Source organism: Phreatobacter cathodiphilus (assembly GCF_003008515.1).
Lineage (GTDB): Bacteria > Pseudomonadota > Alphaproteobacteria > Rhizobiales > Phreatobacteraceae > Phreatobacter > Phreatobacter cathodiphilus.
In genome coordinates this window covers 292342-314010 of the sequence record NZ_CP027668.1, presented here as the reverse complement: position 1 = coordinate 314010, position 21669 = coordinate 292342, and the positions used below count along the sequence as shown (strand labels likewise).

The window sequence follows — 21669 nt, the reverse complement described above, 5'->3', positions numbered from 1 at the left end:
GGCGAGCAAGACAACGCTCTGCTTGCACCTCTGCAAACTCTGATCGCGAAGCCGGTGGTCGCCCAGCACGGCATCCTCGGCTAACCTCCGGGCATCCTTACTCCAGCCCCGAGGAGTTCCCGATGTCCTTCGCCCCGACCCCCGATCCGACACCCGGCGACAAGCTCGCCTGCGACGCCATCGACATGGTCATCGTGCCGCGCACCCATGACATCGGCGGGTTCACCGTCCGGCGCGCCCTCCCCTTTGCCAAGCGGCGGATGGTCGGACCCTTCATCTTCTTCGACCACATGGGTCCGGCCGAGTTCAAGGACGGCGGCGGCATCGACGTGCGCCCTCATCCCCATATCGGCCTGTCGACCGTCACCTATCTCTTCGAGGGCGAGATCCAGCACCGCGATTCCCTCGGCACCTATCTGCCGGTCCGTCCCGGCGAGGTGAACCTGATGACGGCCGGCCGCGGCATCGTCCATTCCGAGCGCACCGACCCGGCCCTCAAGAGCAAGGGCCACAAGCTGCACGGTATCCAGAGCTGGGTGGCGCTGCCGAAGACCCACGAGGAGATCACCCCCGGCTTCGAACATGTCGAGCAGCAGGAGCTCCCCGTCATCACCGGCGACGGCAAGACGATCCGCGTCGTCATGGGCTCGCTCTACGGCGCGACATCGCCGGTGACGCAGAACTGGCCGACCATCTACGGCGACATCGCGCTGGAGGCGGGGGCGAAGCTGCCGGTCGACGCCGACACCGAGGAGCGCTGCCTCTATGTCGTCTCCGGCGAGATCGACCTGCAGGGCGACGTCTTCCGCGAGGGCCAATTGCTGGTGCTGCGCCCCGGCGACCGCATCACCCTCTCGGCGGTGACACCGGCGCGGCTGATCCTCTGCGGCGGGGCGACCATGGACGGGCCCCGCCTCATCTGGTGGAACTTCGTCTCCTCCTCGAAGGAGCGGCTGGAGCAGGCCAAGGAGGACTGGAAGCAGAAGCGCTTCGACACCGTGCCGGGCGACGAGGAGGAGTTCATTCCGCTGCCGGAATGACCCGTCAGGCGGGGGCCTTCGCCTTCTCCTCGAACTGCAGGAAGGCGGTAAAGGCGTCGGCGGCATACATGAGCGAAGGGCCGCCGCCCATCTGGATGGCGACGCCGAGCACCTCGGCCACCTCCTGGCGGGTGGCGCCGAGCTTGACCAGCGCCTCGGCGTGATAGCCGAGGCAGCCGTCGCAGCGCGCCGCGACACCGAGGGCCAGGGCGATGAACTCCTTGGTCTTTTTCGACACGGCACCGTCCTTCATGGCGGCCTGTGTCAGGGTCGAGAAGCCTGCCATGGTCTCGCCGGCCTCCTTGCGCAGGTCGCGCAAGCCCGCCGAGAGGGCCCGGGTGATCTCGGGATAGTCCTTGCTCATGGATCAAGCTCCAACATCATATTCGTTTTTCCGCATATAGTGGGACACGAGGCCCCGCCGCAACGGCGCCCGGCGCAGGACACGGCTGCGCCAATCGGCCGCCCTGTCGCCGCTGCATTGCGCCGCCATGTCCGGTGGTGTACCCCTCGACGCCCTTGAGAGCCGCATTGATCCGTCCCGCCACATGCCGGTGACACGAGTGACAGACCGCCCAGCCACGCCCCTGCTCGACACGATCCACATCCCCGCCGATCTCCGCAAGCTGTCCGAACATCAGGTCAAGCAGGTCGCCGAGGAGTTGCGCGCCGAGACCATCTCGGCGGTGTCGGTCACCGGAGGCCATCTCGGCGCCGGGCTCGGCGTCATCGAGCTGACGACGGCGCTGCACTATGTCTTCGACACGCCGGCCGACCGCATCATCTGGGACGTCGGTCACCAGGCCTATCCGCACAAGATCCTTACCGGGCGCCGCGACCGCATCCGCACCCTGCGCCAGGGCGGCGGCCTGTCGGGCTTCACCAAGCGGTCGGAGAGCGAGTACGACCCGTTCGGCGCCGCCCATTCCTCCACCTCCATCTCGGCCGGGCTCGGCATGGCGGTGGCGCGCGACCTCGACGGCGGCCGCAACCACGTCATCGCGGTGATCGGCGACGGCGCCATGTCGGCAGGCATGGCCTATGAGGCGATGAACAATGCGGGCGCCCGCCACGAGCGGCTCATCGTCATCCTCAACGACAACGACATGTCCATCGCCCCGCCGGTGGGCGCCATGTCGGCCTATCTCGCCCGCCTCGCCTCGGGAAAGACCTATCTGAAGCTGCGCGACATCGGCAAGCAGCTGACCAAGAGCCTCGGCCCGACCATCGACCGCACCGTCACCCGCGCGGTGGAACACGCGCGCGGCTTCGTCACCGGCGGCACGCTCTTCGAGGAGCTCGGCTTCTACTATGTCGGCCCTATCGACGGGCACAATCTCGACCACCTGCTGCCCGTGCTGAAGAACGTCCGGGACGCCGATTTCGGGCCCATCCTGGTCCATGTCGTCACCCAGAAGGGCAAGGGCTACGGCCCGGCCGAGGAGACCGAGGACAAGCTGCACGCGGTGGCCAAGTTCGACGTCGTCACCGGCACCCAGGTGAAGGCCAAGGCCAATGCGCCGAGCTACACCAAGGTCTTCGGCGAGAGCCTGGTGAAGGAGGCGGCGAAGGACGAGAAGATCGTCGCCATCACCGCCGCCATGCCCTCCGGCACGGGCGTCGACATCTTCGAGAAGGTCTATCCGGCCCGCACCTTCGACGTCGGCATCGCCGAACAGCATGCGGTGACCTTCGCGGCGGGCCTCGCCACCGAGGGCTACAAGCCCTTCTGCGCCATCTACTCGACCTTCCTGCAGCGCGCCTACGACCAGGTGGTGCACGACGTCGCCATCCAGAACCTTCCCGTGCGCTTCCCCATCGACCGCGCCGGCCTGGTCGGTGCCGACGGGGCGACCCATGCCGGCTCCTTCGACGTCGCCTTCCTCGGCTGCCTGCCGAACATGACCATCATGGCGGCGGCCGACGAGGCCGAACTCGTGCACATGGTGGCGACCGCAGCCGTCCACGATTCCGGCCCCATCGCCTTCCGCTATCCGCGCGGCGAGGGCGTCGGGGTGGACCTGCCGGCGGAGGGCGTGCCGCTCGCCATCGGCAAGGGTCGCATCGTCCGCGAGGGCTCGCGGATCGCCCTGCTCTCCCTCGGCACCCGCCTCGCCGAATGCCTGAAGGCGGCCGAGGACCTCGGCGCGCTCGGCCTGTCGACGACGGTGGCCGACGCCCGCTTCGCCAAGCCGCTGGACATCGATCTCGTGACCCGGCTCGCCCGAGAGCACGAGGTGCTCGTGACGGTCGAGGAAGGCTCCATCGGCGGGTTCGGCTCCTTCGTCCTCCATGCGCTGGCCGATCGCGGCCTGCTCGACGGCGCCTGCCGCGTCCGCTCCATGGTGCTGCCGGACGTCTATCTCGACCACGACAAGCCCGAGGCCCTCTACGCGCGCTGCGGGCTCGACGCCCGGGGCATCGTCGCCAAGGTCTTCGAGGCGCTGGGGCGCGAGGCCGTGCGGGCCGGAACCGGGGCTCTGAGGGCTTGAGCCCGCGGCGGCTGCGGGCCGACCTCCTTCTGGTCGAGCGCGACTTGTTCGACAGCCGCGCCAAGGCCCAGGCGGCCATCGCCGCCGGCCTCGTCACCGCCGACGGTCGCCCGGTGCGCAAGGCCTCCGAGGAGATCCCGTCCACCGCCGCCATCACCGCAGAAGCGCCGCATCCCTGGGTGTCGCGCGGCGGTGTGAAGCTCGCCGCGGCGCTCGCGGCCTTCCAGGTGAGACCCGGCGGCCGGAGCTGCCTCGACGTCGGCTCCTCCACCGGCGGCTTCACCCACGTGCTCCTCACCGAAGGCGCGGCACGGGTGATCGCCGTCGATACCGGCCGCGACCAGTTCCATGGCAGCCTGCGCGGCGATCCCCGCGTCACGCTGATGGAGGCGACCGACATCCGCCGCCTGACGCCGACGGACCTGCCGGTGGTGCCCGATCTGGCGGTGATCGACGTCAGTTTCATCTCGCTGAAGCTGGTGCTGCCGGCGGTGACGGCGCTGCTGGCGCCGGCGGCGGAGCTGGTGGCGCTGGTCAAGCCGCAGTTCGAGGTGGGCCGTGCCCATCTCGGCAAGAACGGCATCGTGACGGATGCGGCGGCGCGCGAGGCCGCGGTGGCGGCGGTCCGCCTCGAAGCGGAAGGCCTCGGCTGGCGGATCGGCGGCCTCATCGACAGCCCGATCGCCGGCGGCGACGGCAATCGCGAGTTTCTGCTACACGGCATGCGGCCGTGACGGCCGACAAGCCCCACCCGCACCCTCCCCTTGTCGCGCTCCAAGGAGAGGGAGACTTCCGCGCTGCGCCCGATTCTTTTCCCTTGGTGCCTGGCGCGACGGGTGTGAAGCAGGCAGACGTGGTAGTCCCCCTCTCCTCGCGCAGCGAGGGGAGGGTACGGGTGGGGCCTTCCCCGTCCGCCTTCCCGACGGATCGGACGATGACATGACCACCCGCCTGACCATCTCCCATGTCGGCCATCGCGGCGACGGCGTCGCCGATGGGCGGTTCGTGCCCTACACGCTGCCGGGCGAGGTGGTGGAGGTGGAGGGGACGGAAGAGCGCGTCGCCCCGTCGCGCATCGTCACGGCGAGCCCGGACCGGGTGGCGCCGCCCTGCCCGCATTTCGGCACCTGCGGCGGCTGCGCGCTGCAGCACTGGGCCAGCACCCCCTATCTCGCGTGGAAGCGCGACATTCTCACCGCGACCCTCGCCCAGCACGGGCTGCATCCTGAGGTCGCCCCGACCGTCGATGCGCGCGGGACCGGCCGGCGGCGCGTCACCTTCCACGCCCGCCGAGGCGCAGGGACCCGGCTCGAGGTCGGATTCACCGCAGCCCGCAGCCATGCCATCGTCGCCATCGACGCCTGCCCGCTGCTGGCGCCCTCACTGGAGAGAGCCCTGCCGGCGGCGCGGCTGGTCGCGCGGGCGCTGGAAGGCGTCGGCAAGCCCATCGACATCCAGGTCACCGCGACGCTGCAGGGGCTCGACGTGGAGCTGCGCGGGCCCGGCAGGCTCGGCGAGAAGGACCGGCTGCGGCTGATGGAGGCGGCCAACGCGGCCGGCCTCGCACGCCTCACCAATCACGGCGACCTCGTCATGCAGCGCGAGCCGCCCAACGTCATGATCGACGGCCACCGCGTGCCGCTTCCGCCGGGCGGCTTCCTGCAGGCGACGGATGCCGGCGAGGAGGCCCTCGCCCACTTGGTGCTCGCCGGCGTCGGCAAGGCGAAGGCGGTCGCCGACCTCTTCTGTGGCGTCGGGCCCTTCGCCCTCAGGCTGGCGCGCCAGGCCAAGGTGCGGGCCGTCGATTCCGACGCCGGTGCCGTCGCCTCCCTCGCCCAGGCCGTGCGCATGGCCTCGGGCCTGAAGCCGATCCAGGCGGAAACGCGCGACCTCTTCCGCCGGCCGTTGATGGCCTCCGACCTCAAGGGTCTGGACGCCGTCGTGTTCGACCCGCCGCGGGCGGGTGCGGAGGCGCAGGCGACGATCCTCGCCAAGGCCGACATCGGCCGCATCGTCGCGGTGTCGTGCAACCCCGCGACCTTCGCCCGCGACGCCTGCAGCCTGGCGGCCGGCGGCTGGAAGCTCGGCACGGTGACGCCGGTTGACCAGTTCACCTGGTCGGCGCATGTGGAGCTGGTGGCGACGTTCACGCGCTGACCCCGGCGGCCTAGGCACCTCGACAGAGGGGCCGAGGTTGTTACGATCTGCGCGTTTCAAAGCGATTTTCCTGACCATTGCCATGATCTCCCGCCTCGCCGTCGCCGGCTACCGGTCGCTCCGCGACATCGTCATCGAACTCGGGGCCCTGACGGTCGTGACCGGGGCCAACGGCGCCGGCAAGTCGAGCCTCTACCGCTCGCTGCGGCTCCTCGCCGATACGGCCCAGGGGCGCGTGATACAGTCGCTCGCCGCCGAAGGCGGACTGTCCTCGACGCTCTGGGCCGGACCCGAGAGCTTCTCCAGGGAGGTCAAGGCGGGGATCCACCCCGTCCAGGGCACGCGACGGTCGCAGCCCATCAGCCTGCGGCTGGGCTTTGCCGGCGACGACTACGGCTATGCGATCGACCTCGGCCTGCCGATCGTCTCCGACAAAACGCTGTTCGGCCGAGACCCGCAGATCAAGACGGAGAGCCTGTGGACCGGCTCCAGGCTTACGCGCAACAGCCTGTTCGCCGAACGCCGCGGCCCCCTGGTGCGCATCCGCGACGACGCGGGACAGTGGCGAGACGTCTGGAGGACGCTGGAACCCTTCGACAGCATGATGACCCACGCGGCCGATCCGCGCGACGCGGTCGAGCTCCTGACGCTGCGCGAGCGCATGCGCTCCTGGCGCTTCTACGACCACCTGCGCACCGACCGCGATGCTCCGGCGCGCCGGCCCCAGGTCGGCACCTACACGCCGGTTCTGGCGAGCGACGGCGCCGATCTCGCGGCCGCCCTGCAGACCATTCGCGAGATCGGCAGCCCGGACGATCTCGCCGCCACGATCGAGGACGCCTTCCCGGGAACACGGCTCGAAATCAGCGCGCCCGACGGCTATTTCGAGGTCGAGCTTCGCCAGCACGGCCTCCTGCGCCCTCTGAAGGCGGCGGAACTCTCGGACGGCACGCTGCGCTATCTGCTTCTTGCAGCAGCCCTTCTGTCGCCGCGACCGCCCGAGCTGATGATCCTCAACGAACCGGAGACGAGCCTCCATCCGGATCTTCTGCCACCCCTGGCGAGGCTCATCGCCAAGGCGGCGGAAAGCACGCAGGTCATCGTCGTGTCACATGCAGGCGCCCTCGTCGGCGAGCTCGGGCGGCAAGCGGTGCGGGTCAACCTCGAGAAGGATTTAGGTGAGACGAGGACGCCGGACCTGGATCCGCCCGCCTGGAGCTGGCCGGCCCGCTGACGGAGGACGCCGCTACTCCCCCCGCGGCGCGGCGGCGCGGGCGAGGCGGTCGCGGATGGCTTCGCCGAGGCCCTCGGTCGGTATCGGCATGACGGCGATTCGCCGGGCGCCGGAGGCGTCGAGGAGGCGCAGGTGGCCGAAGAGATGGGCCGCCGCCTCGGCGAGATCGCCGGACGGCGACAGGTTGAGGACGGTCGCGGCCCCGCCGGGGACCTCAGGCCCGAAGGCGAGCAGCGCCTCGTCGGGCCCGGGGTCGGTCGCGTCGAGCCGCATGGCCGCGTTGGGAGCGTAGTGCGAGGCGAGCATGCCCGGCGCGATGGTCGCCTCCCCCGTCGCGGCCCCGAGGGGCCGGCCGATCACCGCCTCGACGGCGTCACGCGGAACGCCGCCCGGCCGGAGCAGCACCGGATCGTCGCCGAGGCAGGCGACGATGGTCGATTCCACGCCCACGTCCGTCGGCCCGCCGTCCACCACCGCGTCGATGCGGCCGTCGAGGTCGGCGAGGACATGGGCGGCGGCGGTCGGGCTGACATGGCCGGAGCGGTTGGCGGAGGGCGCGGCGACGGGCCGGCCGGCGGCGGCGAGCAGTGCCTGCGCCACCGGATGGTCCGGCACGCGCAGCCCGACCGTGTCGAGGCCGGCGCGGGCGAGGTCGGAGATGTCTCCGCCCGGAGCGACGGGCACCACCAGGGTCAGCGGTCCGGGCCAGAAGGCGCGGGCGAGAGCAATCGCGGCGGCGTCGAAGCGGCCAAGACGGAAGGCGGCCTCCGGCGTCGCCACATGGGCGATCAGCGGGTTGAAGCTCGGCCGGCCCTTGGCCTCGTAGATGGCGGCGACCGCACGCCCGTCGGTCGCGTCCGCGCCGAGGCCGTAGACCGTCTCGGTCGGGAAGGCGACGAGGCGGCCCGCGCGCAGCAGGCGGCCGGCTTCGGCGATGCCGGCGGCGTCAGGGGCGAGGCGAAGGGTGGAACGCGGTGGCATGGGGCGGCGCTTAGCACGGCGGGCGGGGAAACTCACCACTCGGCCGAGGAGCTCTGCATCAGCCAAGTGCGTCCTTCGAGGCTCGCTGTCGCTCGCACCTCAGGATGAGGTTGGTGGGAGAACCGCATCAGCCGGACAACGCGCGACAGTCCAGCGATTGCGGAGGCCGATGCCCCGCACCGCGCTCCTCATCCTGAGGTGCGAGCCCCCGGCGATGCCACAGCATCGTCCGGCGGCGAGCCTCGAAGGACGCACTTGGCTGATGCAGCCGTTCGACGGGAACGGTGCATCGCGCCCCCTTCCCCGATCCGCCATCCGACGTCCTTGCCGCTGGGCCGGGTCAGACCTAGAACCTAGTCCGACCGGAGGATATCGCATGACCTATCGCGCGCCCGTCGCCGACATGATCGCCACCATGAAACATGCCGCCGGACTGGAACAGGCCCTGGCGAGCGGCCTCTACGGGGACCTCGGACTCGACGACATCACTGCCATCCTGGAGGAGGCCGGCAAGTTCGCCGCCGACCGCATCGCGCCGCTGAACAAGGTCGGCGACCGCCACGGCACGCCGTTCAGGGACGGCGTCGTGACCATGCCGCCGGGCTGGAAGGAGGTCTATTCCGACTGGGCCGCCGCCGGCTGGAACGGGCTGACGGCGAGCGACGCCTTCGGCGGTCAGGGGCTGCCCTGCATCGTCAACTCGGCCTGCATCGAGATGTGGAACGCCGCCTCCGGTGCCTTCGGCCTCGGCCCGCTGCTGACACAGGGCGCCATCGAGGCGATCACCGCCCATGCCTCCGAGGAGTTGAAGGCCAAGTACCTGCCGAAGATGGTCTCGGGCGAATGGACCGGCACGATGAACCTCACCGAGCCCTCGGCAGGCTCCGACCTCTCGGTCCTGCGGACCCGCGCCGAACGCGCGGGCGACGGCACCTACCGCATCACCGGTTCGAAGATCTTCATCACCTATGGCGAGCACGACCTCACGGAGAACATCATTCACCTGGTGCTGGCACGCCTTCCCGACGCGCCCCCCGGCACCAAGGGAATCTCGCTGTTCCTGGTGCCGAAGTTCCTCGTGAACGCGGACGGCTCCATCGGTGAGCGGAACGACGTGCGCTGCCATTCCATCGAGCACAAGCTCGGCGTCCACGGCTCGCCGACCTGCACCATGGTCTATGGCGACAAGGGCGGCGCCACCGGCTGGCTGGTGGGCGAGGAGAACCGCGGCCTGATGGCGATGTTCACGATGATGAACAACGCCCGCCTCGCCGTCGCGCTGCAGGGCGTCTCGATCGCCGAGCGGGCGACGCAACAGGCGGTCGCCTATGCGATGGAGCGACGGCAGGGCAAAGCGCCGGGCGCGAAGGGCGAGGGCATCAGCGCCATCATCGAGCACCCGGACGTCAAGCGCATGCTGGCGACGATGCGCGCCTCGACGCGGGCGGCGCGGGCCATCTGCTACATGCTGGCCTCCGAGATCGACCGCGCCCATCTCGGCGCCAGCGAAGCCGAGCGCAAGGCCGGCAACGCCCGTGCCTCGCTGCTCACCCCCATCGCCAAGGCCTATGCCACCGACATCGGCAACGAGGTGGCCTCGCTCGGCGTACAGGTCCACGGCGGGATGGGCTTCGTGGAGGAGACGGGCGCCGCCCAGCACATGCGCGACGCGCGCATCTACGCCATCTACGAGGGCACCAACGGCATCCAGGCCATCGACCTCGTCACCCGCAAGATCGGCATCGACGGCGGCGCGCTGGTGGCGGCGGAGATCGCGCGCATGCGGGGCATCGTCGCCGCGGTGGCGGGCTCCAACGCCGAGGGCTTCGGCCAGACCGCGACGCGGCTCGGCGAGGCGGTGGATGCGCTGGAGGGGTCGACGCGTCACCTCATCGCGGCGCTCGCCTCCGATCCCGCCGACGCCCAGGCCGGCGCCACCCCCTATGCGCGGCTGTTCGGCCTGGCGCTCGGCGGCACCTCGCTCGCCGAAAAGGCGCTGAAGGCGCGCGACGGCGACACCGCCGAGACGGTGCGCGCCGAGGCCCTGGGTCTCGCCCGCTTCTTCGCCGAGAATCTCGCCACCGCGGCGCCGGGCCTCGGCGCCTCCATCGTCTCCGGCGGCCAGTCCGTCACCCATCTCGACATTCCGCTCGCCAGTTGAGGATCATCCCCATGGACGGCATCACTCCGCAGGCCGGCACCGACCACGTGACGATCACCCGTCACGACAAGGGCGTGGTGCTGGTGCGCATGAACCGGTTCGACAAGAAGAACGCGCTGACCGGCGCCATGTACGACACGATGCGCGGCGTCATCGAGAACGCTTCCGCCGAGGGCACGCGCGCCGTCGTCTTCGCCGGCGGCCCCGGCGTCTTCACCTCCGGCAACGACATCGCCGACTTCATGCAGCGCTCGGCGGGCGGCGCCTCGGCCGGCTCGCCGGCAGGCGACTTCATCCGGGCGCTGGCGACCGTCGACGTGCCGATGATCGCCGCCGTTGACGGCCTCGCCATCGGCGTCGGCACCACCATGCTGCTGCACATGGATCTCGCCTATGCGAGCCCTTCGGCGATGTTCCGCATGCCCTTCGTCGACCTCGGCCTGGTGCCGGAAGCGGCCTCCTCGCTGCTGCTGCCGCGCCTCGCGGGCATGAAGAAGGCGACCGAATACCTGATGCTGGCCGAGTCCTTCGGCGCGAAGGAGGCCGCAGAGATGGGCCTCGTCAACGCCGTGGTGTCGTCGGAGGAGATCGAGGCGAAGGCGCTGGCGGTCGCGACGAAGCTCGCCTCCAAGCCGCCGATCGCGCTCGCCCATTCACGCCGGCTCATGCGCAAGGGCTCGGAGGAAATCCGCGCCCGCATGGAGGAGGAGGGCGCCCTCTTCGCCGAGCTCCTCAAGGGCGACGAGGCGAAGCAGGCCTTCATGGCCTTCATGACGCGGAAGTAGGGAACGGGGCGGATCGCCCCCACCATTCTGTCGGAAAGACGTATAGAGCCCCACCCGCACCCTCCCCTCGCTCACGCGAGGCGAGGGGGACTACGGCCGACACGGCCACTTCATGGCTTGTGCCAGGCTTCACCGTTCCACGGAGGCGCGACGCGGTAGCCCCCTTCCCACGCGAGTGGGGAGGGTAAGGGTGGGGTCGTTGCAAACAACCGGCTGCAAGGATCGGCCGCCTCCCCTACCCCTCCAGCATGTCCGTCGAGACGATCTCGATGCCGAAGCCGCCGAGACCGACATAGTGCCGGGCCTTGGAGGCCAGCAGCCTGATGCGGTTGGCGCCAAGGTCGCGGAGGATCTGCGCGCCGAGGCCGATCTCGCGCCACTGGTCGTCGCGCAGCTTGGCCGAGCCGTGGCTCTCGTGGATGTCGGGCGCGGGGGCAGTCGCGGCGAGCGACTGAGCCGGCACGCCGGCCGTCCCGTCGCGCAGGTAGATGAGCACGCCGCCCTTCTCGGCGAGCGTCTTCATCGCCGCATCCGTGGAGCGGTTCTTGCCGAAGACGTCGCGCAGCACCGTCTCGCGGTGCAGGCGGACGAGGGTGGCGCCGGCCTCGTCGACCTCGCCGAAGACGAGGGCGAGGTGCTCCACCCGGTCGTAGGGCGTGCGGTAGGCGATGCCGCGGGCGGGACCATAGGGCGTCTCGATCGGGAATTCGCCCGCGCGCTCCACCAGCCTGTCACGGGCCTGGCGGTATTTGATGAGGTCGGCGACCGACACCATCAAGAGCCCGTGCTTCTCGGCGAAGGCGTTGACCTGCGGGCCGCGGGTGACCGTGCCGTCGTCGTTGACCAGTTCGCAGATGACGCCGATGGGCGGCAGCCCCGCGAGCTTGCAGAGGTCCACCGCCGCTTCCGTGTGGCCGGAGCGCATGAGCACCCCGCCCTCCTTGGCGATGAGCGGGAAGATGTGGCCGGGCCGGACGAAGTCGACGGCGCCGACATTGGGATTGGCCAGCGCCCGGACGGTGGCGGTGCGGTCGTCGGCGGAAATGCCGGTGGTGGTGCCGTGGCGATAGTCGACCGAGACGGTAAAGGCCGTGCCGTGGGGGCTGTCGTTGGAGGAGACCATGGGGTCGAGGCGCAGGCGCTGCGCCTCCTGCAGCGTCAGCGGCGTGCAGACGATGCCGGAGGTGTGACGGACGATGAAGGCCATCTGTTCGGGCGTGCAGAGCGAGGCGGCGACGATGAGGTCGCCTTCGTTCTCGCGGTCGTCGTCGTCGGTCACCACGACGATCTGCCCCTTGGCGAAGGCGTCGAGGGCGGCCTTCACGCGTTCGGCGGCTTCGAGCATGGTTCTCTCCTCATCGCGCGGCCCCTTCAGGCCGATGAAATCATTGGGGGTGACGGCGCCCGCGGTGAGCTCGGCGATGCGTTGGGCCGTCTCGCGCGACATCCACGGCGCGTCGCCGTTGCACAGCGCGGTGATGGTGGCTGGCGAGACGCCGAGCTGGCGGGCGAAGGCCAGCCGCGTCATGCCGGCACGGGCGAGCCAGGTGTCGAGCTTCATGGAGGGAAAATGGAGACGGACTGGATTTCAGTCAAACTGAAATTCTGCCGATACAGCTGTGCAATTCGGTGGGGATGAATAAACGGAGGGTGAGTGGCCCTCACCCTCACCCGTTCTGGCCGCGGTTCCTCAGGTAGTGATCGGCGATGACGCAGGCGACCATGGCCTCGCCGACGGGCACGGCGCGGATGCCGACGCAGGGGTCGTGGCGGCCCTTGGTGAGGATGTCGGTCTCGCCGCCCGTCTTGTCGATGGTCAGCCGCGGCGTGAGGATGGACGAGGTCGGCTTCACGGCGAAGCGCGCGACCACCGCCTGCCCCGTCGAAATGCCGCCGAGGATGCCGCCGGCATGGTTCGACAGGAACAGCGGGGCGCCGTCATTGCCCATCCGGATCTCGTCGGCGTTCTCCTCGCCGGTCAACGCCGCCGAGGCGAAGCCCGAGCCGATCTCGACACCCTTCACCGCATTGATGCCCATGAGGGCGCTGGCGATCTCGGCGTCGAGCTTGCCGTAGATGGGCGCACCGAGGCCGGCGGGCACGCCTTCCGCGACGATCTCGATGACCGCGCCGATGGAGGAGCCGGATTTGCGGATGCCGTCGAGATAGGTCGCGTAGAAGGCGGCCTTGTCGGCGTCGGGACAGAAGAACGGATTGGCGCCCACCTGCTCCCAGTCCCAGTTGTCGCGGTCGATGGCGTGCGGGCCCATCTGGACGAGGGCGCCGCGCACCGTCAGACCGGGCACGACCTTGCGGGCGATGGCGCCGGCGGCGACGCGGGCCGCCGTCTCGCGCGCGGAGGAGCGCCCGCCGCCGCGATAGTCGCGGATGCCGTATTTCGCCTCGTAGGTGAAGTCGGCATGACCGGGGCGGAACTTGTCCTTGATGTCGGAATAGTCCTTCGAGCGCTGGTCGGTATTCTCGATCATCAGCGCGATGGGGGTGCCGGTCGTCACCTGCACGCCGTCGTCGTCCACCATGACGCCGGAGAGGATCTTCACCGCATCGGGCTCGCGGCGCTGGGTGGTGAAGCGCGAGGTGCCGGGGCGGCGGCGGTCGAGATCGGCCTGGATGTCCTCGGCGGTGAGCGGGATGCGCGGCGGGCAGCCGTCGACGACGCAGCCGAGCGCCACGCCATGGCTCTCGCCGAAGGTGGTGACGCGGAACAGGTGGCCGAAGGTGTTGTGCGACATGGGCTGCGGATTACAGGCGCAGGCGGCGCTCGGCAAGCGGAGCCGCCTCACTCCTCCAGATAGATTCCCGTGTCGAACTTGACCCGCTGCAGGTTGAAGCTCGAGCGGAAGCGCCTGATGTTGTGCTCCTGGGCGAGGACCTGCCGGACGAAATCGTTGTAGTGGTCCATGTCGCGGCACACCACGATCAGCATGTAGTCCGTCTCGCCGGTGACGAAATAGCACTGCTGCACCTCCGGCTGGGTCGAGATATGCCGCTCGAAGGAGCGCAGCACGTCCTCGCGCTGGCGGTCGAGTTCCACCGAGACGAAGGCGATGAGGGTCGAGCCGACGCGGGCCGGATCGACGAGGGCGACCTCGCGGGCGATGTAGCCCTCGTCCTTCAAACGGCGGACACGGCGGGAGGTCGGCGCCGGCGACAGGCCCACCTGGTCGGCGAGATCCTGGTTGGGAATGGCGGCGTCGCGCTGCAGCCGGTTGAGGATCTTGCGGTCGATGCGGTCGAGCGGTTCGGGGGGTGGCGCAATCTGCGACTTCGGATTGCGTGAGGCCTGCGGCTTCTTCATCTGGATTGCGCTTTCGGCGGCTGTTGGCGCAACAGACGATGCAATTCTTGTGCAAGTTCGCAACCCCGGTTCACGCCGGATGGCTCACCATCATGGCCCATCGGACGGCTGCCGGTGGCCGCCTCCGCCCACTTTCGGAGACAGCCAACATGGCCAGCGCCCTCGCCCTCGACAAGTTCCCCCGCCAGAAGCTCACCTTCGGGCCCTCGCCGCTGGAGAAGCTCGACAGGCTCTCCGCCCATCTCGGCGGCGGCGTCGAGCTGTGGGCCAAGCGCGAGGACTGCAACAGCGGCCTCGCCTTCGGCGGCAACAAGCTGCGCAAGCTCGAATATCTCATTCCCGAGGCGATCCAGCAGAACTGCGACACGCTGGTCACCATCGGCGGCGTGCAGTCGAACCACACCCGCCAGGTGGCGGCGGTAGCCGCCAAGCTCGGCATGAAGTGCCGCCTCGTGCAGGAGAGCTGGGTGAACTGGAACGACGCCGTCTATGACCGGGTCGGCAACATCCTGATGAGCCGCATCCTCGGCGCCCATGTGGAACTCGTCGACGAGGGCTTCGGCATCGAGTTCAAGCGGAGCTGGGAGAACGCGCTGGAGGACGTGAAGGCCAAGGGCGGCAAGCCCTACGCCATTCCTGCTGGTGCCTCCGACCACAAGTTCGGCGGCCTCGGCTTCGTCGGCTTTGCGGAGGAGGTCCGGGCGCAGGAGGCCGAACTCGGCTTCGCCTTCGACTACATCGTCGTCTGCTCGGTCACCGGCTCCACCCAGGCCGGCATGGTGGTGGGCTTCGCCGCCGACGGGCGCGCCGACCGCGTCATCGGCATCGACGCCTCCGCCACCCCGAAGGAGACGCGGGCGCAGATCAAGCGCATTGCCGAGCGCACCGCGGACCTCGTGAACCTCGGCCGGCCCATCACCGACGCCGACATCGTGCTGTTCGAGGAGTACGCCTATCCCGAATACGGCCTCGCCTCGCCCGAGACGGTGGAGGCCATCCGCCTCTCGGCGCGGCTCGAGGGCATGATGACGGACCCGGTCTACGAGGGGAAATCCATGCAGGGCATGATCGATCTGGTGAAGAAGGGCTTCTTCCCCAAGGGATCGAAGGTGCTCTACGCCCATCTGGGCGGCGTGCCGGCGATCAACGGCTACAGCTACCTCTTCCGCAACGGCTGAGCCATGGCGGGGCCGGCGCTTCTCCTGGAGGTGCCGTGCGATGCGGCCGCCCTCCGGGCCACTGTCGCCCAGCGCCTCCGGCAGGTGGCGCTGAGGGAGGCCGTCACGGTCCTCGCCGCCGGCTTCGACGGCGCGGGCCGCACCCATGTGACGATCGTCGCCTTCGCGGCGGCGACCGTCCGCGACGGCTTTCTGGAGGGACTCGGAGACCTCGCGGGAGCGGGGCTCGTGGCGCGGCCCCTGGCGCTGGAGCCGGTGGAGGCGCCGCCCCCCGATCCGCTGTTCCCCTGAGGATCAGGTCGGCGCGAGCACCCCGCCGACCCGGAGCGGCGTTACGGCGGTTGCGAGCCCGTTGGCGCCGATGTCGACGATGATGCCGGAGAGCGTGGCGGGTCCGCCCGCCGGCTCGAACTTGCCGCCCGGCGTCTTCTCGCGCATGCGGCGCAGCGGCTCTGCCCTGTCCATGCCGATGACGCCGTCATAGTCGCCGCACATGCCGACGTCGGTCTGGAAGGCGGTGCCGCCGGAGAGCACCCGGTGGTCGGCGGTGGGCACGTGGGTGTGGGTGCCGACGACGAGGGAGACGCGCCCGTCGAGCACGTGCCCCATCACCTGTTTCTCGCTGGTCGCCTCGGCGTGGATGTCGACGACGATGGCATCGGCCACGCGCCCGAGGGGTGCTCTCTCCACCTCGCGCTCCACGGCGGCGAAGGGATCGTCCATGGCGTCCATGAAGACGCGGCCCATGACGTTGACCACCAGAACCTGCGCGCCGTTCTTGGCCTCGATCAGCGCGGCGCCGCGGCCGGGCGTACCGGACGGATAATTGACCGGGCGGACGAGGCGCGGCGCACGGTCGATGAAGACGAGGGCCTCGCGCTGGTCCCAGGAATGGTTGCCGAGGGTGACGCAGTCGGCGCCCGCATCCAGCAGTTCCTCGTAGATCGCCTCGGTGATGCCGAAGCCGTGGGCGGCGTTCTCGCCGTTGATGACCACGCAGTCGAGCTTCAGCTCGGCGATCAGGCCGGGCAGCTTGTCGGTGACGGCGGTGCGGCCGGCCTTGCCGACGACGTCACCGAGGAAGAGGAGGCGCATCAGAAGGTCCTGAAACCGGTGTCGGTGAGCACGAAATTCAGCCTCCGGTCATGGGGCTCGTGCGGCACGGCGTCAACCTCCTGGCAGGAGAAGGCGATGCCGACGGCAATGCGGCGCGACAGTGCGTCGAGGCGGGCGAGGGCCTGGTCGTAATGGCCCTTGCCGTAGCCGATGCGGTTGCCCATCGCGTCGAAGGCGGCGAGCGGCGTGAGCAGGATGTCGGGGTCGAGTTCGGCGGCTTCGGGTCCCGGTCCATAGGTGCCGAAGCCCATGGGCACGAGGTCGGCACCGCGAACGAGCTCGCGGAAGATCATCGGGCCCTTCCGGTCGGGGAAGGCGGGCAGCGCCAGGCGCGCGCCGGCGCGGCGCAGGCGGTCCATCAGAGGCCGCACGTCGATCTCGGACTGGATGGGCAGGAAGCCGGAGACGACCTTGCCGGCGACGGGGATGACGTCGAGCGGGAAGGTCTCGGCGAGCGTCAGCGCCGCCTCGATGCGGAAGGCGGGGTCGAGGGCATCGCGGCGGGCGAGCGCCGCGGCGCGCAGATCGGCCTTGGTGGGCTGGTGCATGGGGGAGGATTTAGCGGAGCGGCGATCGATCGTCACTATGGCGGAGTTCGTCCGAACTCACGCCACAGCCCTCTCCGTCATGCCCGGGTTTATGCCGGGCATGACGGCGGAGGTTCTTGCGCCAGGGACGCAGTGCGTCAGCCCTTATGCGCCGCGCTCGCGGCAGCCGGCTGCCTTGTCGCCATCGCCGCACCGCCCGCAAAATCAGCGGAGCCACTCTGCCGTTGGACGGCGATCCCGGGAACCTACCTAAGTAGGTGGGCGCCGTGTGCCCAAGACCAGGGTCGAGGACAGGGACAGCTCCCATGAGATCGATAAGGCCCCGGGGAAATGTGTCCTGACGAACGTCGCAGCTCCGTCACGACAGATAGGGCGGAACGTCTCCCGGCGGAAGACCCTCGGGGCCGGTCGCGGCGAATTCACCGCCGCCATCCGCTCGGACCCGTTGACGCTCGCGCTCCGCGCGCCCCAATAGGCGTCCCCGACCCGCACAGTGCCGCCGGAACGCCCGCCATGCCGCTGCCGAAACCCGTCACCGCCCTTGCCCCGCCGATGCCGGCGACGCTGATCGAGCGCTTCGCGGCGATCGTGGGCGCCCGCTACGCCATCACCGATCCCGGCGACCAGGCGCCCTATCTGCGCGACGACCGCAGCCTCTATCACGGGCGCACCTCGCTGGTGGTGCGGCCGGGGTCGACGGACGAGGTCGCGGCCGTCATGGCGCTCGCCCACGAGACCGGCACGCCGGTGGTGCCGCAGGGCGGCGCGACGGGCCTCGTCGGCGGCCACGTGCCGCACGAGACCGGCGCCGAGATCGTCCTGTCGCTGAACCGCATGACGACGGTGCGCGCCGTCGACCCCGCAGGCAACACGATGACGGTGGATGCAGGCGTGACGTTGCAGCAGGCGCAGGACGCGGCGGCCGCCGTGGGCAGGCTCTTCCCGCTCAACATCGGCTCCAAGGGCTCCTGCACCATCGGCGGCAACCTCTCGACCAATGCCGGCGGCACCCAGGCGGTGGCCTATGGCATGGCGCGCGACCTCGTGCTCGGCCTCGAAGTGGTGCTGGCCGACGGCCGCATCTGGCACGGCCTTAGGACCCTGAAGAAGGACAACACCGGGTACGACCTCAAGCACCTGTTCATGGGGGCGGAAGGCACGCTCGGCATCATCACGGCGGCGGTGCTGAAGCTCTATCCGGCGCCGCGCTCCATCGAGGCGGCCTGGGTGGCGGTGCCGTCCCCCGAGGCGGGCCTCGCCCTGCTCAATGCCGCGCAGGAGCGCGCAGGCCCCTCCGTCACCGGCTTCGAGCTGATGCCGCGCAACCTCTTCGAGTTCGTGCTGCGCCACCTCGCCGGCGCCCGCGACCCGCTGGCGGAGGCATCCCCGTGGTACTGCCTGATGGAGCTCTCCACCGCCTCTGCCGCAGGCCTTCGCGAGACGCTGGAGGAGATCCTCGCCGCCGGCTTCGAAGAGGGCATCGTCACCGACGCGGCGCTCGCCGACACCATCGACCAGCGCAACACCTTCTGGCGCCTGCGCGAGGGCATGAGCGAGGTGCAGAAGCTCGAGGGCGGCTCCATCAAGCACGACGTCTCGGTGCCGGTCGCCGCCGTGCCGGACTTCATCGCGAAGGCGGTGGCGGCCTGCTACGCCTATATGCCGGACTGCCGCCCCGTGCCCTTCGGCCATCTCGGCGACGGCAACATCCATTTCAACGTCAGCCAGCCGGTCGGCATGGACAAGGCCGCCTTCCTCGACCACTGGGACGCGGTGCAGACCATCGTCCACGACATCGTCGGCGAATTCGGCGGGTCTATCTCGGCCGAACACGGCATCGGCCGCATGAAGCGCGACCTGCTGCCGGGCGTGAAGGACCCGGTCGCCATGGACATCATGAGACAGGTGAAGGCGGTGCTCGACCCCAAGGGCATCCTCAACCCCGGCAAGGTGCTCTAGTCGAAGAGGCTCCCCTGCCCACCTTCCGTCCCCGGCTCCCGGCGACGCGGCGCCGCCTTCGGAGCCGCCACCGCCGGCCCTGCGGGCTCCTGCAGGTCCGGCCCGTCGTTGGCGACACGGTTGACGGCCGAGGAGATCGGAACGAGTTCCAGTTCGGCCTGAACCGGCGGCTCGATGAGGGCGGCGGCGCGTTCGGGCGTCGTCTCGGGCGCCAGCCATTCGTTCCAGTTGGCGGGGTCGAGGATCACCGGCGTGCGGTGATGGATGGCCGAGACCGGCGGCGGCGCCTCCGCCGTCAGCATCGCCACCGTGTCGACCTCAGAGCCGTCCGGCGAGATCCATGTCTCCCACAGGGCCGGGAAGGCGAACAGGCCGCCGTCCGGCCGGCGGATCATGTAGGGCGTCTTGACCTTGCCCTCGCGGTGCCACTCGTAGAAGGCGTCCGCCGGCATCAGCGCGCGGCGGCGGGTGAAGGCGGCGCGGAACGAGGGCTTATCGCGCGCGGTCTCGCTGCGCACGTTGATCACCAGCGGAAAGTCCTTGGGGTCCTTCACCCAGCCGGGAATGAAGCCCCAGCGCATCAGGACGAATCGCCTCCGGCCGTGATCGAGGGTGACGACCGGCACCGGCTGTGTCGGCGCGATGTTGTAGCGCGGCGGGAAGTTCGGCCTGTCCTCATAGCCGAAGGCCGCCTGCATCACCTCGGGAATGGTCTTGATGGCATAACGACCGCACATTTCGAACCTCGCCTGCCCTTGCGTCCCGCAAACTGGCCTGTATCGATTTAAGCCTTCTTTCACCCCGGACGTGGCTACCTGTCATGTAAAGTTGGGGACGACCACATTCCATGCTCGACGCCGTTCGTCAGGAATCCAGAATAGAGCTGACGCCGGAGCGCCTGCGCGCCGCCAATATTCATCCGGAAACGCGGCTGGCGACGGATTACCTCAACCATTTCAACGAAGTCATCATGCTCCTGGAGCTGGTGCCGTCCATGCCCGATTGCCTCGACGACGTGCTCGCCTGGCAGCCCGCCTCCTACGAGGAGCATTTCATCCGCTCGCACTACCGCGACAAGGACCTGGTGCTCGAGGCCTTCGCCGAGGCGCCCGTCGGATCCCGCCGCCGCTTCCTCGCGCTGGTGGAGGAGATGGACACGGTGATGCTGGAGACCATCGCCCAGCTCAAGGCCCATGCCGGCACGCCGGTGGCCGGCTACATCGCCGAGGAAGCCTCGGATCGGCTGAAACATCTCGCCGCCCGCACCTCCGGCATCATGAACGCCGTCATCCACGACGACGACGAGGGCGAGGGCGCCTCGGCGCAAGACGCCATCGACGCGCTGATGACGCGGTGAGCGACCGCTCCTATCCCGCACGGCCGATCCTCACCGTCTCGACGGCGGTGATTCGCGACGGCCGGGTGCTGGTCGCCGAGCGTGCCAATGCCCCCGGCGCCGGCTTGTTCAGCCTGCCGGGCGGCCTCGTCGAGGTGGGCGAGACACTGGCCCAGGCGGCGGCGCGCGAACTGATGGAGGAGGTCGGCGTCAGCGCCGAACCGGTCGGGCTGTGCGGCGCGCGCGACATCATCGTGCGCGATGCGGACGGGCGGGTGGAACGCCATTTCGTCGTGATCTCCTTCGCCGCGCGCTGGACCGCCGGCGAGGGCACGGTCTCGCCCGAAGCCGCCGCCATCCGCTGGATTCGCCCGGAGGAGGCGGCCGGCCTGCCGACGACGGAAGGGCTCGCAGAGGTTCTCGCCGGCGCGGTCGCGCTGGTTCGGGCCTGACGCGTCAACCACCCGCGCAGCTTTCCGTTGCGGCGACCCGGCGGCTCGCTCATATCTCGGGCCATGGCGAAGCTCGTCCAGGCCCTGGCGCTCCTCTCGATCCTGGTTCCGGCCGCGGCGACGGCCCAGGCGCCGCGGGCGTCGTCGCCCGTGCCCCTGCCTCCCGCGGCCCTGCGTGCGCCCTACGAGCCACAGCTCGTCCGGCTGTCGGAGATCATGGGCGCGCTGCATTATCTGCGCACGCTGTGCGAGGGTCCGGAAGGGGGCGCCTGGCGGCGCGAAATGCAGGCCCTGCTCGATGCGGAGGCCGCCGGAGGCGAGCGGCGGGAACGGCTCGTGCAGGCCTTCAACCGCGGCTATGGCGGCTTCGAACAGACCCACCGCACCTGCGCCCCCGCCGCGCGGCTGGCGACGCGACGCTATGTCGCCGAGGCGCGCAAGCTCGTCTCAGAGATCACCAGCCGTTACGGCAACTGAGCGCCTGTGTCATTTGGGGAACGGCTTCAATTTCTTGCCCGCCGTTAACCTTCCGGTCAGAAACGGGTGTCTTGGACATCGGACCATGCTACGGTCGCGCCACAGGACAGGACCGATCAACGGTCCCGCAGTGGACGCGACGATGCATTTTTCCCCAGAGACGACCTTCCGGTCGGCCGAGGCCGAAGACCAGCGCCATGCGGCGATGGGCTACGTCTCCGAAGCCTTCGCAGAGGCGCGGCTCGACGGGCTCGACGTCGATTGCATCGCGCAGGCCGCCATCTTCGCCTCCTTCGTCGAGATGGTGGCGACCTATGGCGAGGAGGCGACAGCCACCTTCGCCCAGCGTCTGGCCGAGCGCGTCAGGGGCGGCGAGTTCACCGTCGACCGATCGGCCCATTGATTCGCCCGTAGTTCGGCCCGCCATCGCCGGG

The 21669-nt window shown here is 69.8% G+C and carries 22 protein-coding genes and 1 other RNA gene; 14 read left to right on the top strand and 9 right to left on the bottom strand.

The window, feature by feature from the left end:
• The first annotated feature begins 122 nt into the window (after window positions 1-122).
• Window positions 123-1040: a pirin family protein gene (locus C6569_RS01550; RefSeq protein WP_106747190.1), complete on the top strand. Its 918-nt coding sequence runs from the start codon at window positions 123-125 to the stop codon at window positions 1038-1040.
• A gap of 4 nt (window positions 1041-1044) precedes the next feature.
• Here C6569_RS01550 and C6569_RS01545 read toward each other — a convergent pair whose 3' ends face one another.
• The gene (locus C6569_RS01545; protein WP_106747189.1) at window positions 1045-1404 is read right to left on the bottom strand and encodes a carboxymuconolactone decarboxylase family protein; all 360 of its coding nucleotides are present in this window, start codon (window positions 1402-1404) and stop codon (window positions 1045-1047) included.
• Window positions 1405-1603: 199 nt separating this feature from the next.
• On the opposite strand from C6569_RS01545, the gene dxs reads away from it, so the two are divergent.
• From dxs to C6569_RS01525, 4 genes are all read left to right on the top strand, one after another.
• Window positions 1604-3532, top strand: coding sequence for a 1-deoxy-D-xylulose-5-phosphate synthase (dxs, locus tag C6569_RS01540; RefSeq protein WP_245898207.1), 1929 nt, complete (start codon window positions 1604-1606; stop codon window positions 3530-3532).
• Complete coding sequence (locus C6569_RS01535) at window positions 3529-4266, top strand: TlyA family RNA methyltransferase (protein ID WP_106747187.1); 738 nt, start codon at window positions 3529-3531, stop codon at window positions 4264-4266. Before dxs ends, C6569_RS01535 begins: the two co-directional genes overlap by 4 nt.
• Window positions 4267-4471: 205 nt before the next feature.
• Window positions 4472-5689 carry a class I SAM-dependent RNA methyltransferase gene (locus tag C6569_RS01530; RefSeq protein WP_106747186.1) on the top strand — a complete coding sequence of 406 codons (1218 nt, stop codon included), beginning with the start codon at window positions 4472-4474 and terminating at the stop codon, window positions 5687-5689.
• Window positions 5690-5771: 82 nt separating this feature from the next.
• Window positions 5772-6923: an AAA family ATPase gene (locus tag C6569_RS01525; protein WP_106747185.1), complete on the top strand. Its 1152-nt coding sequence runs from the start codon at window positions 5772-5774 to the stop codon at window positions 6921-6923.
• A 12-nt stretch (window positions 6924-6935) separates the two neighbouring features.
• Here C6569_RS01525 and C6569_RS01520 read toward each other — a convergent pair whose 3' ends face one another.
• Window positions 6936-7904: an L-threonylcarbamoyladenylate synthase gene (locus C6569_RS01520; protein ID WP_106747184.1), complete on the bottom strand. Its 969-nt coding sequence runs from the start codon at window positions 7902-7904 to the stop codon at window positions 6936-6938.
• A gap of 376 nt (window positions 7905-8280) precedes the next feature.
• Between C6569_RS01520 and C6569_RS01515 the strand changes: the two genes are divergently transcribed.
• Together C6569_RS01515 and C6569_RS01510 are read left to right on the top strand one after the other, a co-directional pair.
• A complete protein-coding gene (locus C6569_RS01515; protein WP_106747183.1) occupies window positions 8281-10065 on the top strand; it encodes an acyl-CoA dehydrogenase family protein in 1785 nt (594 codons plus the stop codon).
• An 11-nt stretch (window positions 10066-10076) separates the two neighbouring features.
• Window positions 10077-10850 (top strand): enoyl-CoA hydratase-related protein, encoded by a 774-nt coding sequence (locus C6569_RS01510; protein ID WP_106747182.1) that lies wholly within the window; start codon window positions 10077-10079, stop codon window positions 10848-10850.
• Window positions 10851-11085: 235 nt separating this feature from the next.
• Here the strand turns inward: C6569_RS01510 and ribB are convergent, their stop codons facing one another.
• The 3 genes from ribB to C6569_RS01495 all read right to left on the bottom strand — a co-directional run bounded on the left by ribB (window position 11086) and on the right by C6569_RS01495 (window position 14169).
• The gene (ribB, locus tag C6569_RS01505; RefSeq protein WP_106747181.1) at window positions 11086-12411 is read right to left on the bottom strand and encodes a 3,4-dihydroxy-2-butanone-4-phosphate synthase; all 1326 of its coding nucleotides are present in this window, start codon (window positions 12409-12411) and stop codon (window positions 11086-11088) included.
• Window positions 12412-12517: 106 nt separating this feature from the next.
• Window positions 12518-13603, bottom strand: coding sequence for a chorismate synthase (gene aroC / locus C6569_RS01500; RefSeq protein ID WP_106747180.1), 1086 nt, complete (start codon window positions 13601-13603; stop codon window positions 12518-12520).
• Window positions 13604-13650: 47 nt separating this feature from the next.
• Complete coding sequence (locus C6569_RS01495) at window positions 13651-14169, bottom strand: Lrp/AsnC family transcriptional regulator (protein ID WP_106747179.1); 519 nt, start codon at window positions 14167-14169, stop codon at window positions 13651-13653.
• 149 nt (window positions 14170-14318) lie between these two features.
• Here C6569_RS01495 and C6569_RS01490 point away from each other — a divergent pair, with 149 nt between their 5' ends.
• Window positions 14319-15347, top strand: coding sequence for a 1-aminocyclopropane-1-carboxylate deaminase (locus C6569_RS01490; protein ID WP_106747178.1), 1029 nt, complete (start codon window positions 14319-14321; stop codon window positions 15345-15347).
• A 3-nt stretch (window positions 15348-15350) separates the two neighbouring features.
• Window positions 15351-15638, top strand: coding sequence for a hypothetical protein (locus C6569_RS01485; RefSeq protein WP_106747177.1), 288 nt, complete (start codon window positions 15351-15353; stop codon window positions 15636-15638).
• 3 nt (window positions 15639-15641) lie between these two features.
• Here C6569_RS01485 and C6569_RS01480 read toward each other — a convergent pair whose 3' ends face one another.
• The 3 genes from C6569_RS01480 to ssrS form a co-directional block, all read right to left on the bottom strand.
• Window positions 15642-16442: a TIGR00282 family metallophosphoesterase gene (locus C6569_RS01480; protein WP_106747176.1), complete on the bottom strand. Its 801-nt coding sequence runs from the start codon at window positions 16440-16442 to the stop codon at window positions 15642-15644.
• The gene (locus tag C6569_RS01475; RefSeq protein ID WP_106747175.1) at window positions 16442-17011 is read right to left on the bottom strand and encodes a 5-formyltetrahydrofolate cyclo-ligase; all 570 of its coding nucleotides are present in this window, start codon (window positions 17009-17011) and stop codon (window positions 16442-16444) included. The genes C6569_RS01480 and C6569_RS01475 overlap by 1 nt, the downstream gene beginning before the upstream one ends.
• 206 nt (window positions 17012-17217) lie before the next feature.
• Window positions 17218-17370, bottom strand: a non-coding RNA gene (gene ssrS, locus C6569_RS01470) — 6S RNA.
• Window positions 17371-17524: 154 nt separating this feature from the next.
• Between ssrS and C6569_RS01465 the strand changes: the two genes are divergently transcribed.
• The gene (locus tag C6569_RS01465; RefSeq protein ID WP_106747174.1) at window positions 17525-18970 is read left to right on the top strand and encodes an FAD-binding oxidoreductase; all 1446 of its coding nucleotides are present in this window, start codon (window positions 17525-17527) and stop codon (window positions 18968-18970) included.
• On the opposite strand, the gene C6569_RS01460 is transcribed toward C6569_RS01465, so the two are convergent.
• Window positions 18967-19707: an SOS response-associated peptidase gene (locus C6569_RS01460; RefSeq protein ID WP_106747173.1), complete on the bottom strand. Its 741-nt coding sequence runs from the start codon at window positions 19705-19707 to the stop codon at window positions 18967-18969. The genes C6569_RS01465 and C6569_RS01460 overlap by 4 nt on opposite strands.
• Before the next feature lie 110 nt (window positions 19708-19817).
• Between C6569_RS01460 and C6569_RS01455 the strand changes: the two genes are divergently transcribed.
• From C6569_RS01455 to C6569_RS01440, 4 genes are all read left to right on the top strand, one after another.
• Window positions 19818-20327: a hypothetical protein gene (locus tag C6569_RS01455; protein WP_106747172.1), complete on the top strand. Its 510-nt coding sequence runs from the start codon at window positions 19818-19820 to the stop codon at window positions 20325-20327.
• Window positions 20324-20758 carry an NUDIX hydrolase gene (locus C6569_RS01450; RefSeq protein WP_106747171.1) on the top strand — a complete coding sequence of 145 codons (435 nt, stop codon included), beginning with the start codon at window positions 20324-20326 and terminating at the stop codon, window positions 20756-20758. Before C6569_RS01455 ends, C6569_RS01450 begins: the two co-directional genes overlap by 4 nt.
• A gap of 63 nt (window positions 20759-20821) precedes the next feature.
• Window positions 20822-21235 (top strand): TIGR02301 family protein, encoded by a 414-nt coding sequence (locus C6569_RS01445; protein WP_106747170.1) that lies wholly within the window; start codon window positions 20822-20824, stop codon window positions 21233-21235.
• Between the two features lie 142 nt (window positions 21236-21377).
• Entirely contained in the window at window positions 21378-21638 is a 261-nt protein-coding gene (locus C6569_RS01440; protein WP_106747169.1) for a hypothetical protein, read from the top strand.
• Window positions 21639-21669 lie beyond the last annotated feature (31 nt).